This is a genomic window from Acinetobacter sp. RG5 (genome assembly GCF_031844265.1).
Taxonomy (GTDB): Bacteria; Pseudomonadota; Gammaproteobacteria; order Pseudomonadales; family Moraxellaceae; genus Acinetobacter.
In genome coordinates this window covers 29421-47086 of the sequence record NZ_JAUZUV010000014.1, presented here as the reverse complement: position 1 = coordinate 47086, position 17666 = coordinate 29421, and the positions used below count along the sequence as shown (strand labels likewise).

General features: G+C 46.0%; 14 protein-coding genes. 8 read left to right on the top strand and 6 right to left on the bottom strand.

The window, feature by feature from the left end:
- Positions 1 to 909: 909 nt before the first annotated feature.
- From Q9R21_RS11595 to Q9R21_RS11585, 3 genes are read left to right on the top strand one after another with little or no spacing between them, the layout of a single operon-like run.
- Positions 910 to 2037 (top strand): Re/Si-specific NAD(P)(+) transhydrogenase subunit alpha, encoded by a 1128-nt coding sequence (locus Q9R21_RS11595; protein WP_311204535.1) that lies wholly within the window; start codon positions 910 to 912, stop codon positions 2035 to 2037.
- A gap of 11 nt (positions 2038 to 2048) precedes the next feature.
- Positions 2049 to 2372: a proton-translocating transhydrogenase family protein gene (locus Q9R21_RS11590; protein WP_004281642.1), complete on the top strand. Its 324-nt coding sequence runs from the start codon at positions 2049 to 2051 to the stop codon at positions 2370 to 2372.
- Between the two features lie 3 nt (positions 2373 to 2375).
- Positions 2376 to 3821 carry an NAD(P)(+) transhydrogenase (Re/Si-specific) subunit beta gene (locus Q9R21_RS11585; RefSeq protein WP_311204534.1) on the top strand — a complete coding sequence of 482 codons (1446 nt, stop codon included), beginning with the start codon at positions 2376 to 2378 and terminating at the stop codon, positions 3819 to 3821.
- 270 nt (positions 3822 to 4091) lie between these two features.
- On the opposite strand, the gene rsfS is transcribed toward Q9R21_RS11585, so the two are convergent.
- The 5 genes from rsfS to Q9R21_RS11560 form a co-directional block, all read right to left on the bottom strand.
- Positions 4092 to 4499, bottom strand: a complete 408-nt coding sequence (gene rsfS / locus Q9R21_RS11580; RefSeq protein ID WP_311204533.1) for a ribosome silencing factor — start codon at positions 4497 to 4499, stop codon at positions 4092 to 4094.
- Positions 4500 to 4580: 81 nt separating this feature from the next.
- Entirely contained in the window at positions 4581 to 5369 is a 789-nt protein-coding gene (locus Q9R21_RS11575; RefSeq protein ID WP_311204532.1) for a TIM barrel protein, read from the bottom strand.
- A gap of 39 nt (positions 5370 to 5408) precedes the next feature.
- On the bottom strand, positions 5409 to 6278 hold the full coding sequence (locus Q9R21_RS11570) for an NAD(P)-dependent oxidoreductase (RefSeq protein ID WP_191112596.1): 870 nt from the start codon (positions 6276 to 6278) through the stop codon (positions 5409 to 5411).
- Positions 6279 to 6314: 36 nt separating this feature from the next.
- Positions 6315 to 7103 (bottom strand): crotonase/enoyl-CoA hydratase family protein, encoded by a 789-nt coding sequence (locus Q9R21_RS11565; protein WP_004733731.1) that lies wholly within the window; start codon positions 7101 to 7103, stop codon positions 6315 to 6317.
- A gap of 105 nt (positions 7104 to 7208) precedes the next feature.
- A complete protein-coding gene (locus tag Q9R21_RS11560; protein WP_311204531.1) occupies positions 7209 to 10016 on the bottom strand; it encodes an ATP-binding protein in 2808 nt (935 codons plus the stop codon).
- Positions 10017 to 10378: 362 nt separating this feature from the next.
- On the opposite strand from Q9R21_RS11560, the gene cysM reads away from it, so the two are divergent.
- From cysM to Q9R21_RS11535, 5 genes are all read left to right on the top strand, one after another.
- Positions 10379 to 11308, top strand: a complete 930-nt coding sequence (cysM, locus tag Q9R21_RS11555; protein ID WP_005098086.1) for a cysteine synthase CysM — start codon at positions 10379 to 10381, stop codon at positions 11306 to 11308.
- Between the two features lie 18 nt (positions 11309 to 11326).
- The gene (locus Q9R21_RS11550) at positions 11327 to 12145 is read left to right on the top strand and encodes a 3'-5' exonuclease (RefSeq protein WP_005098085.1); all 819 of its coding nucleotides are present in this window, start codon (positions 11327 to 11329) and stop codon (positions 12143 to 12145) included.
- 6 nt (positions 12146 to 12151) lie between these two features.
- The gene (gene rlmD, locus Q9R21_RS11545; RefSeq protein WP_311204530.1) at positions 12152 to 13540 is read left to right on the top strand and encodes a 23S rRNA (uracil(1939)-C(5))-methyltransferase RlmD; all 1389 of its coding nucleotides are present in this window, start codon (positions 12152 to 12154) and stop codon (positions 13538 to 13540) included.
- A 32-nt stretch (positions 13541 to 13572) separates the two neighbouring features.
- Positions 13573 to 15882 carry a bifunctional (p)ppGpp synthetase/guanosine-3',5'-bis(diphosphate) 3'-pyrophosphohydrolase gene (locus Q9R21_RS11540; RefSeq protein WP_044110572.1) on the top strand — a complete coding sequence of 770 codons (2310 nt, stop codon included), beginning with the start codon at positions 13573 to 13575 and terminating at the stop codon, positions 15880 to 15882.
- 100 nt (positions 15883 to 15982) lie between these two features.
- On the top strand, positions 15983 to 16666 hold the full coding sequence (locus Q9R21_RS11535) for a hypothetical protein (RefSeq protein WP_195725604.1): 684 nt from the start codon (positions 15983 to 15985) through the stop codon (positions 16664 to 16666).
- Positions 16667 to 16690: 24 nt separating this feature from the next.
- On the opposite strand, the gene secF is transcribed toward Q9R21_RS11535, so the two are convergent.
- The gene (gene secF / locus Q9R21_RS11530; RefSeq protein WP_171066787.1) at positions 16691 to 17665 is read right to left on the bottom strand and encodes a protein translocase subunit SecF; all 975 of its coding nucleotides are present in this window, start codon (positions 17663 to 17665) and stop codon (positions 16691 to 16693) included.
- Position 17666 lies beyond the last annotated feature (1 nt).

The following is a 17666-nucleotide window of genomic DNA, read 5'->3' as shown; positions in this document are numbered from 1 at the left end:
AGGCCAGAAGTTCTCGCTTTAAAAGTAGAGAAATATTGCCAGCATTGAAAATCGTTAGAACTCAGGCAGCTTAAAGAAAGAAGTGCAATTTTAAATAGAAAATATGAGTGAATGTTTGCAGAATTTTTTATCTTTTGATAATGGGGTTGCTTCATTAAAGCGCAGCTTGATCTAGAAACAATAAAAAAGGAGCACTCAGCCAAAAAAGTGGAATATTTACGCTATTTTGTTGCGCAAATTTGGTGCAAAAATGGGATTTCCCATTTTGAATCAAGTTCAGTACATTAATATAATAAATAGTACGCAAGGTTTTTTTCTACCCTTTATCTGACTGTTTGAGACTTGGGTCTTATAAAATTTTGGCGATTATTTTTTGTCAGATCTATCAATTTTGTCTGATGAAGATCTGCTCAAAACAAATTCTATCATTTCATAAAATAAGATTTTAACATCTAAAAACAGTGCTCTTGCTTGAGTGCTAAATCTGTCAAAAAAGTCAAAACTAAAAAAACGACGCAGCTAAAGTGCCGCTATCTATAGGGACTAGAGAAATTGAAAGTCTGCTTCTGAATCAAGAAATACAGCAATCATTGTCAGAATCATCAATGTAACAAAATAAATCAGAAATCTGCGCTTATTTATATCAGCAAAATCTGGATATTTCATTCAGCGGAATGAATATCGTTTATAAAAGCATCGAATATGAATAGCCGTTGAATTAAATGAATGTGTTATCACAGCATCATTTTTATGAATCATCAGTTCAAAATATAGGTATTTATTAAATAAATAGTAGGTGGTAATTTCAAACAGTTTGATTAGAATCCAAAAATTCAACAAGAACACATCCTGAGGGGAAGCATCGTTTACACGATGTTTACTTAAGAAAAATTAGCTTGAGGAACGCTCATGCAGATCGGAATTCCAGCCGAAACTGTTGTCGGTGAAAATCGCGTCGCTGCGACGCCAGAGACAGTAAAGAAATTGATCAGCGCAGGACATAGCGTGATTATCGAACGTGGTGCAGGTGTTAAAGCTGCCTATATCGATAGTGCCTATGAACAAGTTGGTGCCAAAATTACGGATGATGCCTATACCGGCAGTCAGTTGATTTTAAAAGTTCGTGCACCGAAAGGTGAGGAAATTCAAAAACTCAACCCGAACACCACTATCGTGGCAATGTTTGATCCTTACCGTAATACTGAGCTTGACCAATTCGCGGCACAAAACGTGTCTGCATTTGCATTGGAACTTTTGCCACGAACCTTGTCTCGTGCGCAGAACATGGATGTCTTGTCTTCTCAAGCCAACCTTGCAGGTTACAAGTCGGTGCTTTTGGCTGCGGCTGAATACCAGCGCATGTTCCCGATGCTGATGACTGCTGCGGGTACGGTTAAACCGGCTCGTGTGGTGATCATGGGTGTCGGCGTAGCGGGTCTGCAAGCGATTGCCACTGCAAAACGTTTAGGTGCCATCGTTGAAGCCACAGACTTGCGTCCAACTGCCAAAGATCAGGTTGAATCTCTGGGCGGTAAATGGTTAGACGTACCGATGTCTGCTGAAGAGCAGCAAAAAGCTGCAGATGCTGCCAAAAATGGTTATGGCTGGATGCCGGGTGAAGAATACATCCGCGATCAGGCTGCAATTGTTGATAAAGCGGTATCAAATGCTGACATCGTGATTACCACAGCGCTTTTACCGGGCCGTGATGCACCGCGTTTAATCCGTGCTGGAACAGTTGCGAAAATGAAACCGGGTTCAGTGATTCTGGACATGGCAGTAGAATCTGGCGGCAACGTCGAAGGTTCAAAATGTGGCGAAACAGTCCATACCGACAACGGCGTCAAAATTCTCGGCATTCCAAATATTCCGTCGACTGTATCAACTGAAGCCTCTGCTTTATACGCTCGTAACGTATTTAACTTCGTTGAAACACTATTTGATGCAGATAAGAATTTTGTCCTGAATCAAGAAGAAGAAATTCAAAAAGCCCTACTCGTCACTCATGGCGGCCAAGTGCTGCTGAAACGTGGTTAAGGAGAAGACTGATGGTTGAAACAATTACGATTTTTGTCCTTGCCATTTTCGTAGGTTACTACGTGGTGTGGGGTGTAACACCAGCATTGCATACGCCGTTGATGGCGGTCACCAATGCCTTGTCATCGATCATTATTGTCGGTGCAATGATTCAGACCGTTGGCCTGCCGGTGATCGGCGTTGAAGGTAGCGTGGATTTCCAGACCATTAACGTGGTGAGCGTACTTGGCGCGATTGCAGTATTCCTGGCGAGCATTAATATTTTCGGTGGCTTTGCAGTGACTGCACGTATGCTGGAAATGTTTAAACCTAAGCAAAAGAAAAAAGAGGGTTAATCCATGGAAATGATTCGAGAATATGCGGATTGGTTCTACCTGATTGGTGCCGTTCTTTTTATCCTGACGCTACGTGGTTTATCAGGTCCTAAAACTGCGATTGCCGGTAACCGTTACGGAATGATCGCGATGGCCATTGCGGTCGTGACTACCTTCTTTGTGGCTGAGAATCCGGTGGTCTGGATGATTATTGGTGCAATGGTGCTGGGTGCAATCGTGGGTATTGCCCGTGCACGCACAGTTCCAATGACCCAGATGCCTGAAACTGTGGCGCTAATGCACTCATTGGTGGGTCTGGCTGCGGTCTTGATCGCCGTTGCTGCCATTATTCACAACAACAAACTGATTGAACTTGGTCCAGACCTATTGGCTGCTAATGGGGTAAATTTCCATGAAATGAGCCGTGTTCATTTATTTGAACTGTTTGTAGGCTGTTTCGTGGGTGCGATTACCTTTACAGCATCAGTCTTTGCTTATGGCAAACTGGCCGCGAAGAAATGGGCAAAAACCATTTCAGGTGCATGGGTGAAACCGGTTCAGGCGATTATCTTTATTGCAATGTTAGGTTTTGGTATTCACTTCTTCCTGATGGGTAATATGACTTCGTTCTGGGCAATGACAGGTCTTGCACTGGCATTCGGCTGGGTATGGATTGCACCAGTCGGTGGCGGTGATATGCCAGTGGTGGTATCGCTACTCAACTCATTCTCGGGTTGGGCAGCAGCTGGTATTGGTTTTACCTTAGAAAACAACATGTTGATCGTTGCAGGCTCACTGGTGGGTTCTTCAGGTGCTATTCTGTCTTACATCATGTGTAAAGCGATGAACCGCTCAATCATCAACGTTTTGTTTGGCGGTGCGATGGGCGGTGCAGCTGCGCCGACAGCAGGAGCAGGTGAACAGGTCCAACGTAATCACCGTTCTGGCTCGGCAGATGATGCAGGCTTCCTGATGTCAAATGCAGACAGCGTGGTGATTGTACCGGGTTATGGTATGGCGCAAGGCCGTGCACAAAATGCGGTAAAAGAATTGGCTAACTTGCTAAAAGAGCAGGGCGTAACGGTTCGTTTTGCGATTCACCCTGTAGCAGGTCGTATGCCAGGTCATATGAACGTACTACTTGCTGAAGCGGACGTACCGTATGAAGACATCCTGGAAATGGATGAGATCAACTCGGACTTCCCGGCAACAGATGTGGTGCTAGTGATTGGTGCGAACGACGTTGTGAACCCTGCGGCGAAAGATGATCCAACATCGCCAATTTATGGTATGCCAATTCTGGAAGCCCATAAGGCACGTACGATTATGGTGATCAAGCGTTCTATGGCAACCGGTTATGCGGGTCTCGACAATGACTTGTTCTATAATGACAAGACCATGATGATCTTTGGTGATGCCAAGAAAGTGGTGGAAGATATGACTAAAGCCATTAATGGTACGGGTCACTAATCATCTAAATCATTAGAATCCTCCTAAGTCCCCCTTTTAATAAAGGGGGATTTTTTATTTTATATCTTGGGAAAAGGATGATTGAGTGATCATCGAACGTCTATGTTGATGATGAATTGATCCTAAAATACCAATCAAATCGGTGCATAAGACAAGATGAAAATTAAAGAAAAATAGCGAACAGATTGAGTGGTATTAACGCTTATAAAGTTGGATGAACAGGCAATAAAAAAGCGACCTACACAGGTCGCTTTTTTGAATATTCGGTTTTTACGCTACAGAGTCAGTATCTGTAGGATTGCGCCATAAGCTTTCTAGGTCATAGAATTTACGCGCTGTTGGAAGCATACAATGAACCACCACATAACCAAGGTCGATGAGGATCCATTCAGCATCACGTTCGCCTTCAATACCAAGAGGGCGGAAGCCAGCTTTACGTGCTTCTTCAGCAACGTTATTGGCCAATGATTTGATGTGACGTGTCGATGTACCGCTTGCAATGACCATAGCATCAGCCACATTACTGATACCGCTGACATCAAGCTCAACAATTTCTTTTGCTTTTACATCTTCAAGTGCAGCATGTACCACTTTTAAGCAGTTCTGTACAGCTTGAGAATTTGAATTCATAGTAAGATCGTGAGAATTAGAAGCGCTGGGCGATGGTTCTAAATTCATGGGGAGTGTAATTTCCTAACAATTATGCATGGTCTAATATAGCGGTTTTAGTCCTGAATTTCAAATGAAGCCGCAGTCCACTCAGTCATGCTCCGGAAAGAACTCAGCTTTCCAGTCAAAGGAATCGTTGGAATGTCCGCTAGGTTTATACTCGGCAGCGACATAACCTTGATATTGACTATGTTTTAACCACTGAAATATATCATGATATTGAATTGAACCCGTATTGGGTTGATGCCGTCCCGGACAATCCGCAAATTGGATATGACCAATCGAGGCAATATTTTCTTGCAAAGTTTCTAAGACATCTTCGCCCATCATTGCCATGTGGTAACAGTCGTACTGCATTTTTAAGGCCGGATGATGTACCGCTTCCAGCATTTCCTGGGCTTGGGCAACATTTTGAATCAAAAAACGTGGCATATCGGTGCCATTGATCATTTCGAAGACCGGTTCAATTTGATGCTCAAGCAGCATTGAACAGGCCATTTTTAGGTTACTCGCCAGCGTATTCAGGCAGGGTAAAAGATCACAATCCCTAGGCTGTTTTCCTGCCAGAATGTTCACCCGAGGTACATTCAATGCGGTAGCATACTGGATAGCCTGCTCAACCGCATGACGAAACTCGATTTCCTGTCCTGGAATGCCAGCCAGACCATGACCGCCCTGTATTAAATCACCTGCCGGCACATTAATCAGGCACAAGTTTAGCTGATGGGTGCTGAGCTGGTTTTGAATCTGGCCAATCGTAAGTTCATAAGGAAACTGGATTTCCACATGATTAAAGCCCTGTGCACGAGCCAGCGCGAAACGTTCGATCAGCGGTACTTCGGTAAAAATCATCGACAGGTTGACGGCAAGTTTAATCATGTCTTTCTCTTCAATATTCAAGGCCGCATCAATCAAGCTTTATGAATGTTTTAGTTGCTGGATTACAGTAGCCAGATCTGCTTCGGCAAAGCCTTGGGCTTGATGAGCATGTAACTGCGTTAAAGCTTGAGTCGCCACCGGAACATCCAGGTCAAAGCTTTGTGCCAGTTGCACGGCATTATTCAGATCCTTGGATAAGGTCTGTACTTTCCATTGCACCGGTTCAAAAGTTTGCGTGGCCATACGCGGTGCCAGAATCTGAAAAGGCTTGGAGTCGGCAAAACCACCCGCCAGCGCAGGCGCGAGTAAACGGGTATCCACCCCCGCAAGTCCAGCCAAGGCAACCGCTTCTGCAATCAGGGTGCTATTGGCAGCCACAATCAGCTGATTACAGATTTTGGTCGCCTGACCGGTACCCGTATCCCCCATACGGGTGACACGCTGGGAAAGTACTGCATAGATCGGATTAAGATTTTCAATCGTCGTGGCATCACCACCGGCAAAAATCACCAGACTGCCTTGTTCGGCTCCAACTGTACCGCCTGAAACCGGAGAGTCAATCCAGGTTACTTTCTTAGCCTGTGCTTGTGCAGCAAGTATTTGGGTTTGCTGTACTGAAAGGCTGGAGAAATCTACAATCACTTGCTCCGCAACCAAATACGGTTCGATCTGAGCAAAAACAGATTGCACTGCCTGATCATCTGCCAGGCAGGTCAGAATCACCGGGTAATCTGTAATCTTATCCAAAGATAGCGTAGTTGCACCTAGATCCAGCAAGGGCTCACAGGCAGATGGTGTGCGGTTCCAGACTGCCACCTGAAAACCTGCTTGAAGCAGACGTGTGGCCATGCGAGTGCCCATCAGCCCCATACCTAAAAAGGCAATTTTAGTATCGCGATTCAACTGCATGCTTTGGTTTATTCCTTTCCTAGATTCAGACTGGGTTTATTTGTATTGGCGCGGTACAAACTGAACCTCTGGGTTTTTGTCCTTTTTACGGGCCAATTGACTGTTTTTACCCAGTAATAATTTCAGCTGCCATATTTTTTCCATACGCAAGGATTTATTTGGACGATGCTGCATGGCATCCAGTACAAATTTAGAGGCCATCAGCGCATCTGGAGAACGTTGCAGCATTTCTTCAGCCAAGGCTTGTGCTCTTCCTAGTGGCTGTTCATCGACATGGGTGATCAGACCGATTTCTTTGGCATATTCACCATCAAAAATCCGGGCAGTTAAGGTCAGCTCTTTGGCCAGATCAATACCAATCAGGCCTTTCAGGGAGCGGCTGAGTCCCATGTCTGGCACCAGTCCCCAGCGGGTTTCCATAATCGACATTTTGGTCTCAGGATGGGCAATGCGGATATCTGCGGCTAATGCCAGTTGCATCCCGGCACCAAAACAGAAGCCCTCCATTGCGGCAATCACCGGGACTGGCAATTCCTGCCAGACCAGAAATGCTTTTTGAAATAAGCTTTGACCCGGACGGATCAGTTCCCATGCGGCATAAGCACGATTTTTAGGATTATTTAAATCTGCCAGATCAATACCGGCACTAAAGACCTGGGCTTCTCCCGTTAAAATCACACATCGGATGCTTTTATCTTTTTTGATTTTTTGTGCAGTCGCGACCAGTTCGCGCAGCAGGGCAAAGCTCATGGCATTGCGTTTATCCGGACGATTCAGTGTAACAGTGGCAATGCCGTTATTTTTTTCCAAGCGCACGAGTGACATGGCATTCTTCCTTATTTTCCTGGCTTGAGCATAGCATGCAGCCTTTAGGCTTGCATGACAGCTCAGTCACACTTCTTAAGTCATGGACTGAGCCACTTCAGAGGTTTAATTCAAATGTTGCTTCAAAATTTGCTGGGCAGCCTGTTCAACCTGTTCAACCACGGCTTTGAGTTCATCAAAATATTTCAGCACGTCCTGAACAAAGTTTTCATCGGCCTTACGGCGTTCTTTGCGCAGGGTTGAAACGAACTGTTCAAAGCCACCGGTGACTTTCTGCAAAGTCGGTGCACCGACATAGCGGGTCGCGCCATATAAACGATGCAGCACATGTTCCAGTTGTGGAAAATCTTCCAGTTCAATCAGTTGCTGCATTTCATCGAGTTCATCTGCAAAGCTGTCTACCAGCATGCGTAACAGGTCTACCGCCAGATCTTCTTTATTGGCTGCCAGTTGCAGGCTTTGCTGCCAGTCCAGAATATTTGGATCCAGTGCATCAATCACATTGGCGCGTTCCAGTACCGGAATCCGTTTAAAATGCTCGGTAGTCCAGTGCGTCAAAATTTGGATAATCTGCTCGATCTGGATCGGCTTGGTGACATAATCATCCATGCCGTTTTGCAGCAGTTTATGTTTTTCATCAGAAAGCGCATGTGCCGTCAGTGCAATAATCGGCAGACGGCTATGATTTTCAAAAGTTGATTCCAGCGAGCGAATAGCACGGGTGGTATCGATCCCCGACATGACTGGCATCTGAATGTCCATAAAGACCAGATCAAATGCCGGCTGTTCCTGTTCATAACGGCGCTGAATAATATCGATCGCTTCCTGCCCGCTGAGGGCTTTGGTTGTGGTGACATTGAGTTCGCCCAGTAAGGCTTCCAGAACAATCAGGTTCGGCAAATGATCATCCACGGCCAGAATATGCAGGCCTTGACCATTAAATTCTTCATGCTGTTCCTGATCGAAGACCGGCTGATTGCCGAGTAATTGAATCAGGGCGGTGCGGCTGAGTGGCTGATGCAGGGCACGGGCACGATGGTCGTTGAGCATGCTTGGATCCAGCTGCATCTGATAACCATAGACAGCCAGATGACCCTGATAACGTGAACGGATTTCGCGTAACAAGACCTCACTGTCACCACTATGATCGACGATCAGCCAGGTATTTTCGCTATTCTGTAAATGATTCAGACGGCTAAACAGATCCAGAATTGATGCACATTCAATATGTTTAACCTGATAATTTTCCAGATAATGCCGCAGCACATTCGCAGTTGCCGGATGTGCAAGATAAGACACCACGGTCAATTCGCTAAAATCTGGATGCTCAATCACGGTATCTTCATCGACCAGGAACTGGGCAGTAAACCAGAAAGTAGAGCCTTTTTCGGTTGGAGCACGTTCCTGATTGTCTTCAAAACCAATCTGGCCATGCATCAGGCTGACCAGCTGTTTGGAAATTGCCAGACCAAGACCGGTACCGCCAAACTGACGGGTCACCGAGGTATCACCCTGCGAGAAGGACTCAAACAGCTTTTTACGGTCGGTACCACTCAGGCCAATGCCGCTATCCTGTACACTAAAATGCAGCACACACTGATCCATTCCATCATGTTCCATGCGTGCCCGGACAATGATTTCTCCATCCGGAGTGAATTTGATCGCATTGGAAATCAGGTTGGTCAGAATCTGTTTAAATCGTAGCGCATCACCAATAATGTGTTTTGGCACACCATCTGCATAATAGAAGGCCATATCAATATGTTTTTGTGCTGCCAGAGGTGACAACATGTCCATCACATCAAAAATCGCTTCTTCCAGATCAAAAGGTGCCGTTTCCAGTTCCAGTTTGCCGGCATCAATTTTGGAAAAATCCAGAACATCATTGATCAGTGCCAGCAAATGCGCCGAAGACTTACGAATGGTCTGCAAATACAGGCTCTGCTCGTTGCTGAGATTGCCCTGACGTAACAACAGATGAATAAAACCATCAATACTGTTCAGCGGGGTGCGCAATTCATGGGAAATATTGGCCAGAAACACCGACTTGGCCTGGTTGGCCGAGATCGCCTGGTCGCGTGCCTGACGATAGGTAATATTCTGGACTTCTAAAGTGTCGAGGGTGCGGCGTAAATCGTCTTCGGTCTGTTCGGTATGTTCACGCAGTTCCAGAAAGCTGAAATGCAAACGTTTCACCACATTGGCGATATCACGTTGCAATAAACGCAGCTCGCCGGTGCTGTTAATCACCATATGCTGGCCGAGGGTATCGGCATTCAGGCGTTGCAATTGCATGCGAATCTCATACATTGGGGCGATCCAGCGCCGTGAGTAGAAATTCAAGCAAAGTAATAACAATAATAAGGTCAGTAATCCGGTCGCAATCAGTACGATCAGTACTCGGTAACGGGCAATTACTAGCGGCTGGTTATCCAGTTCGATCGCCAGCCAGCCGGTAGAAAAAGTGTTTTCATTCACTTTAATGGCATAGATATGATTATCTTGATGCAGAATCGGACCAACAAAATTGCCGCTTTTCTCAAATTCTGGCCAAGGCGCCTGTTCCTGAAAACCAATGCCCAAACGGCTCTTGCCATTTTCATCCAGAACTGCTGCCCGAACCAGATGCTTTTCATTCAGCATGTTCTGCATGGAGTTGTGAGCCTGGTCATATTGCCATGGATACAGATTCAAGATATCCAGTGCATATTCTGAGGTGCCTTGAAAACGGGTGAGAATCGCAATGGCCATCTGCTTCTGCTGGGCACGTGCGGCATTCGAGGTCTCAGTCAACACCAGCATGGCACCGACACAGGCCAAAATGGTAATCGGCACAAAAATCAGCGCAATCAGCTGTCCATAGGCATGATTTAAGTGTAGGCGTTTAAACAGCTTTTTGTTGATCGTTGACATGATTTAAGCAGTATTTTCTTTATGCCTGGCATATTAGCATGCTTTAAATCGACAGTTAAAATTTAAGCATAATTTTTATAAAGCTTCGGATTAGCAGTTAAAAATACAAGAGATTTCAGTTAATTTTGCTCAGGTACAGCAAGACTAAGACGCACGAAATTTCAATCTGTAAAAGTGCCAGACTGAAATAGTATTTTCATCTTCATTAGCGAGCTGCTTCACCTGGCTAAATTATCGGGAAATGTAGTTTATGGCTTGATAGTGTGTGAGTTTTAGTGAGTTTTCTGAAAAAGCCTTGCTAAATGGATGCAGGGAAAAGCATTTTTTCATACAATAGCCGCACCTCGATATAGGTGCATACAATGAGTAATACCACCCCCGATTTTCAAGCAGATGAATTTTTGTTAGACCACTATGTCGGCAAAACGCCACTGGTGCGTTTACAGCGTCTGGTAAGTCACACTCAAGCTACAGTACTCGCGAAACTCGAAGGCAATAATCCGGCAGGATCGGTCAAAGACCGTCCGGCCTATAATATGATCATGCAGGCCGAGAAGCGTGGACAGATCAAGCCGGGTGATACCCTGATTGAAGCAACGAGCGGAAATACGGGGATTGCATTGGCGATGGTCGCAGCGATGCGTGGCTATAAAATGAAGCTGATCATGCCGAACAATATGAGTCAGGAACGTAAGGATGCGATGCGTGCTTATGGTGCCGAGCTGATTGAAGTCACCAAAGAACAAGGCATGGAAGGTGCACGTGATCTGGCCGCTCAAATGCAAAATGATGGCGTGGGTCTGGTACTGAACCAGTTTGGTAATCCGGATAATGTCGAAGCACATTATCTGACTACAGGTCCTGAAATCTGGCAGCAAACCGGTGGCAAGATTACCCACTTTGTCAGTTCTATGGGTACAACCGGCACTATTATGGGTGTCTCGAAATATCTGAAGGAAATGAATCCGGAGATTCAGATCGTGGGTTTACAGCCATCTGATGGTTCAAGCATTGCCGGAATCCGTCGCTGGCCGGAAGAATATCTGCCGACTATTTTTGACCGCAGTCGCGTGGATCGTATTATTGATATTCCACAAATTGAAGCTGAAAAAACCATGCGCAAGCTGGCGCAGAAAGAAGGCATCAGTGCTGGTACTTCGTCTGGTGGTGCGGTGTGGGCTTCCATAAAGCTGGCGGAAGAACATCCGGATGCCGTCATTGTGTGTATTATTTGTGACCGTGGTGACCGTTACTTGTCTACAGGGTTATTCTCTGTGCAAGATTCTGAATAATTATTTGAGCACTGTGTTATGCGCCTGCCTGTTTTAACTTTCGATATTGAAACCCAAACCGATCTCAAATCAGGCGCGCATTTATTTGGTCTGGACTTGCCTGAAGCAGATCTGGATCAGGCCCTGACCAAACTGCGCCGTCAGGATTCAGGCTCTGATTTTCAGCGTCCGCCCTTGCATGAAATTGTCTGTATTTCCGGTTTATGGATCGATGAGCAGGGCATGAAGCTGTTTTCTTTTAGCCGGGAACAGCATTCTGAAGCGGAAATTTTAAGAAAATTCTTATCGATTTTTGATAAGCGTCATCCGACGCTGGTCAGCTGGAATGGTTCACAGTTTGATTTACCGGTGATTTTATACCGTGCCATGTATCATGGACTCTCTGCACCGAGTCTATTCGATCAGGGCGAAATTGACACGCAAAAGCGTTATAATAACTACCAGAATCGTTACCATCATCGTCATGTCGACTTAATGGATGTGATGGCCATGTTCCATGCGCGTCATTTCCAGAAGCTGGACGATGTTGCACATTTGCTGGGTTATCCGGGTAAACGCGGTGACGGGGCCTATCGGGTTCCTGAATATGTCCGCAATCAGCAATGGACCGAACTGACCTCTTATTGTGAAGGCGATGTGCTGAATACCTGGCTGGTCTATATCCGCTGGCTGTTGTTAAAAGGACAGCTGTTATTGCCGGATTATCAGCATTTGCTGCACAGTACGATTCAATATTTGCATACCCAACCGCAGCATGCGGACTTTTTATCGGTTTGGCGTGAAACGTCACAAAGAACTGACTTTACCCGTTTTGATTTTCCAACTCCCACATCCTAGGTTTTCATGAAGCATCGAGCACACACACGTCCTACCCAGCAACCCGAGTACATTTTTCAGGTTGAGTCACTTTCGCATGAGGGACGTGGCATCGCTCATTATGGTTCACACCCGGATCATCCACCGCATAAACACGGCAAGAAAGTCTTTATCCGTTATGCCTTGCCCGGTGAAACCGTGCGTGCTCGCATTACCCGTGAAGTTAAAAAACTGGAAGAAGCTGACAGTCTTGAATTACTCAGCGAAGCTTCCGAAATTCGCATCAAGCCGATCTGTGCACATTTTGGGATTTGCGGTGGCTGTAATATGCAGCATATCGCTGCGGATGCGCAGATTGAACTGAAACAGAATGTGCTGAAATCGCATCTTCAGCATTTTGCTGGAATCCAGCCCGATCAATGGCTACCGCCTTTACGTTCACAACGTGAAGATTATCGCCGTAAAGCGCGAATCGGGGTGCGTTATCTGCCTTCCAAGGATCAGCTGGTGGTGGGCTTTCGTGAAAATCAGTCCAACAAACTCACGTCGATTGATCGCTGTATGATCTTGGATCGCGAGTTTGGCTCGGTTACAGGTCTTAAACAATTGCTGCAAGGTCTCAATGGTAAGGCTGACATCGGTCATATAGAATTGGCCATGGGGGATCAGGACATTGCGCTGTTAGTGCGTGAAACTGCAAAATTATCTGCCGATGATGTCAACCAATTGCGCGAATTTACGTTACAGAAAGGCTGGCAACTGTATCTGCAGCCTGCCGGCAAAGAAACGCTCTCGCGGATAGATGATCCAGAAGCATCTGCACGCTTACACTATGGTCTTGATGACTTTGATGTGAAATTCGGCTTTAATCCTCTGGACTTTACTCAGGTAAATTCAAGCATCAATCCGCAAATGGTACGATTGGCATGTGATTTGCTTCAGCTAGAACAGGGTGAACGGGTTCTGGATCTGTTTTGTGGATTAGGAAACTTTTCTTTGCCGCTGGCGCGCTGTGTTGGTGCGTCGGGTCAGGTGATTGCGGTCGAGGGAAGTGATGAAATGGTTCGACGTGGTGCGGAAAATGCCAAAAACAATGGTATTGCACAAATATCGTTCTATTCACAAGATTTAACCAAAGATTTCTCGCACCACACTTGGGCAAATCAAGGTTTTGATGCATTATTAATCGACCCGCCACGTGCCGGGGCAGAAGAAGTGATGCATTATATCCCTCAGTTTGGAGCTAAAAGAATCGTTTATGTGTCATGTAATCCTGCGACACTCGCCAGAGATGCAGGACTCTTGGTACAACAGGGCTATCGTCTCACCCAAGCGGGCGTGATGGATATGTTTACACATACTGGACATGTTGAATCAATCGCATTGTTCGAAAAAGAAAATCAAATAAACGATTAAAGAAATGATGTTTTTAAAAGTAGGAGACGGGTATGGTCACAGTACGTGAGCAACTCCCTGGACGACTCAATGAGTTGTCACAGGAGACGACTGTAGAACATGCCGAACAAGCACACCAGGATCTGACTGAATGGTTGGATCGGGTTCGTGGCATATTAGATGGCGCACCTTTAACGCAGCTCGAAGAAGTCGCCCACTTAACATTAGAAAGAGAGCTGCAAAGTACGGTTCAGCACCGCTCCAATACCTTTTATACTGGTATTGAGATGGCGGATATTCTGGCGCATCTGCATGTCGATGAAGATACTTTGTCCGCAGCCATGCTGTATCGTGCTGTTCGTGAAGGCGTCATGCCACTCAGTGAAGTATTGGAACAGTTCGGCGAACAGGTGCATAGCCTGGTCAAAGGTACGCTTGCCATGGGTAAGCTGTCTGAGCTGATCGAAAAAAATAAACGCCTGGAAGATCATTTCAATAATAACCAGCGTGAACATCTGTCTGGCATTTACAAAATGCTGATCTCGGTCACCGAAGATGTACGGGTTGTTCTGGTCAAGCTGGCCGAACGTACCTATGCCTTGCGTGAACTGGCCAATTCCTCGCGTGAGCGTCAGGAACGGGTGGCCCGAGAAATTCTGACCATTTACTCGCCACTGGCACACCGCTTGGGCATTGCCCAGCTGAAATGGGAGCTGGAAGATCTGGCGTTCCGTTATCTTGCGCCGGAACGTTATAAAGAAATTGCTTCCTTACTGAATGAAAAGCGTCTGGAGCGTGAACAGTATATTCAGTTTGTGATTGATAAATTACGCAATGAATTGGCCGAACATGGTATCGAAGCTGAAATTAATGGCCGGGTGAAACACATTTATTCGATTTATCGAAAAATGAAAAGCAAGAACCTGAGCTTTGACCAGCTCTATGATATTCGTGCTTTACGGGTACTGGTGAAAAGCGTACCGGAGTGTTATCACACTTTAGGTATTGTGCATCAGATCTGGCGCCATATTCCGCATCAGTTTGATGATTATATTACCAACCCGAAAGCCAATGGCTATCGTTCTTTACATACAGCAGTAATTGCCGAGAACAAGTCACTTGAAGTGCAAATTCGTACCCATGCAATGCATGACGAAGCTGAACTTGGGGTGTGTTCACACTTTAATTATAAAGAAGGTGCAAAAACGACAGATCGCTCCTTTAACCATCGTCTACATTCCTTACGTGCGGTACTTGAGCATTATCAGGAGCGTAATGAAAGCAGTGCACATAAAGAATCTGAAGATGAAATAGAGAATTTTGAGCATATTCAAGATTTTGAAGGCTTCGAAAAGATCTATGTGTTTAGCCGTGATGGCGATATCAAAGAGCTACCACGTGATTCGACCGTACTCGACTTTGCGTATCATGTGCATACCGAAGTCGGGAACAAGTGCTATGCTGCACGGGTGAATCAGCGCTATGTGCCGCTGACCTATACCCTGAAAACCGGTGAACAGGTCGAGATTCTGACCAAAAAAGACCGGGAACCGAACAGGGACTGGCTGGTTAATTCGCTGGGTTATATCAAGACAGCCCGGGCACGAGACAAGTTGCGTCACTGGTTCCGTCAGCAGGATCGTAGCAAGAACTTGGAAGTCGGCCGTGAAGTACTGAACAAAGAATTGTCACGTCTGGCAATTCACCCGAAATCGATTGATCTGAGTGATTATTGCAACCACTTCAATGTCAAAACCGGTGATGATATTCTGGTCAATCTGGTCAATGGTGATATCAGCCTGCATGCCCTGATTAATCAGGTGAATCGTCACATGCATCTGGATCAGGACGAACCTGAACTGGTGCTAAAACCTGCCCTGAACCCGCGTGCCAGTCATACGCTGTCAGCGCACGGGATTCTGATCGACGGTCTGGATAACGTGGAATTGCATGTCGCGCAATGTTGCCAACCGGTGCATGGTGAATCGATTGCTGGCTATATCACTCTGAATCGTGGTGTGAGCATTCATAAAGTCGCTTGTCCGGACTATGTCCGCATGATCACCCAAGAGCCTGAGCGTGCGGTAGAAGCCGATTGGGAAATGCAGCCGACTCGTGGTCAGAGCGTACAGATTGTAGTGGAAGCTTATGATCGACGCGGTTTGCTCAAAGATCTGACGCAAGTGATTTTCTCGGATCAGATCAATATCCGTCAGGTGAATACCATTTCGGAAGCGGACGGTATTGCTAATATGAAGCTGCTGATTGAAGTCAAAGGTCTGGCACAACTTTCCAAGCTATTGGCCCGTCTTGAGCAGCAGCCAGGAATTATCAGCGCACGCCGTCTGGTACAGGGTACTTAATTCCCGTTATGTAAGTTTAAAAAGCCTGCAATTCAATTGTGGGCTTTTTTATTGTAAGGTATTTGAATCACATGGATAAAAAACAGACCAGCAAACCAAAATGAGCGCGACCGAAATATTTGAACGTAGACGAAATAATCTGGCCAAGGTGATTGATCTGCTGATCGAGACGCAGCAATTTAAAACCGGCAAAGAGATCTGTGAACATTTTGGCTTGTCTGCTTCATATATTGCGCAATTGCTGAATAGCAAACGTCAGATCGGGGAGAAGGCTGCAAGGGAACTGGAGCAACAACTGGGTCTAGATGTGTTCATTCTAGATCAGTCGGTTGAACCAAAAGTTGAATTAGTTTCAATACCAGAGCAAGGCAGACTATTTCAAATGCAGGTAATAGAACAGCAGGCATTTGCACTTATCTCCCTGGATTCACCGCTCTCATTCAATCAGGATATTTTTCATCTGCAATCACAGCATTATGCGATTCAGGTAGCAGGGTCGTATTATTTTCCCAGCTTAAAACCGGGCTGGTGGCTGATTTGTGACAAACAGGCCGAGTTATCCACTGCAGGCATACTCTGTGTGTATCTGGTCAATGGCCTGCAGCTCATTTTGCAGTTGGTGAGCGAAGCTCGGGATCATTATGAATTCCAAAGTCTGGATGAAAGCAGAAAGGTGATTTTTCAAAAAACCGATATTGAGAAAACCCATTCAGTCATTGCGATTCTTCCCACTGCCACATATTCAAACGGCAGAAATAATTCAGCCCATCATAAGACGGGCTGAACGATGAACATGAAACAGAACAGATTATGGAATCTGGTTCTCGTCTTCAAATTCTGGCTTCACCTGAACAATAAAGTCCTGACGGTTCAGACCACGCCACAAGGCAAAGGCCGTACCGATATAGATCGACGAATAGGTCCCGACAAAGACACCGACAAACATCGCGATCGAGAACCATTTCAGACCATCACCACCCATCAGCATCATGGCAAGCACCACCAGCAATAAGGTCATAGAGGTATGAATGGTACGACGCAGGGTTTCAGTCAGGGCAATGTTGATAATCTCGACCGGTTCTGCACCACGAATCTTACGGAAGTTCTCACGGATACGGTCAGAGACCACGATATTATCGTTCAGTGAGAAACCGATGATTGCAAGGAGTGCTGCAAGTACAGTCAGGTCAAATGGCCACTGCATCATCGCAAAAATCCCGAGGGTAACGACGATATCATGGAACAGTGACAATACTGCACCCATAGCCAGCTTGACCTCAAAGCGGATGGTGACATAGACCAGCATCAGCAGGAGCGCAAGTGCCACAGCACCGCCAGAACGGACATAGAGCTCATTACCGACCTGTCCACCGACGACATCAACCTTCGGTACTTCTGCCGCATTATTTGGCAGTTGAACTGCGGCTGTAACAGCTTTGGTCAGGTCTTCAGCTTCGATATCTTCCTGAACCGGCATACGCACCATCAGGTCACGTTCAGAACCTAAAGTCTGAACCACAGCATCATTAAAGCCTGCCTGGTTCAATGCCTTGGAGACATCTTCAGGTTTGACCGGATTGGTATAGTTTAATTCGGCTGCCACACCACCGGTAAAGTCTAAACCGAGGTTCAGGCCTTTGGTGGCAATAAAGAAGATACTTGCAACGGTTAAGAGGATTGAAAACAATGCCGCAGGCATCGCAATCTTCATAAACGGAATAATGCGTTCGTCTTCCGGGCGACCGTACTGTTTTTGATTCAGTTGAGTATTTTCAGTCATCAGT

Bases quoted from the DNA above. Each gene is read 5' to 3' on its own strand.
- Q9R21_RS11595 (WP_311204535.1), top strand. From the start codon at position 910: ATGCAGATCGGAATTCCAGCCGAAACTGTTGTCGGTGAAAATCGCGTC.
- Q9R21_RS11590 (WP_004281642.1), top strand. From the start codon at position 2,049: ATGGTTGAAACAATTACGATTTTTGTCCTTGCCATTTTCGTAGGTTAC.
- Q9R21_RS11585 (WP_311204534.1), top strand. From the start codon at position 2,376: ATGGAAATGATTCGAGAATATGCGGATTGGTTCTACCTGATTGGTGCC.
- rsfS (WP_311204533.1), bottom strand. From the start codon at position 4,499: ATGAATTTAGAACCATCGCCCAGCGCTTCTAATTCTCACGATCTTACT.
- Q9R21_RS11575 (WP_311204532.1), bottom strand. From the start codon at position 5,369: ATGATTAAACTTGCCGTCAACCTGTCGATGATTTTTACCGAAGTACCG.
- Q9R21_RS11570 (WP_191112596.1), bottom strand. From the start codon at position 6,278: ATGCAGTTGAATCGCGATACTAAAATTGCCTTTTTAGGTATGGGGCTG.
- Q9R21_RS11565 (WP_004733731.1), bottom strand. From the start codon at position 7,103: ATGTCACTCGTGCGCTTGGAAAAAAATAACGGCATTGCCACTGTTACA.
- Q9R21_RS11560 (WP_311204531.1), bottom strand. From the start codon at position 10,016: ATGTCAACGATCAACAAAAAGCTGTTTAAACGCCTACACTTAAATCAT.
- cysM (WP_005098086.1), top strand. From the start codon at position 10,379: ATGAGTAATACCACCCCCGATTTTCAAGCAGATGAATTTTTGTTAGAC.
- Q9R21_RS11550 (WP_005098085.1), top strand. From the start codon at position 11,327: ATGCGCCTGCCTGTTTTAACTTTCGATATTGAAACCCAAACCGATCTC.
- rlmD (WP_311204530.1), top strand. From the start codon at position 12,152: ATGAAGCATCGAGCACACACACGTCCTACCCAGCAACCCGAGTACATT.
- Q9R21_RS11540 (WP_044110572.1), top strand. From the start codon at position 13,573: ATGGTCACAGTACGTGAGCAACTCCCTGGACGACTCAATGAGTTGTCA.
- Q9R21_RS11535 (WP_195725604.1), top strand. From the start codon at position 15,983: ATGAGCGCGACCGAAATATTTGAACGTAGACGAAATAATCTGGCCAAG.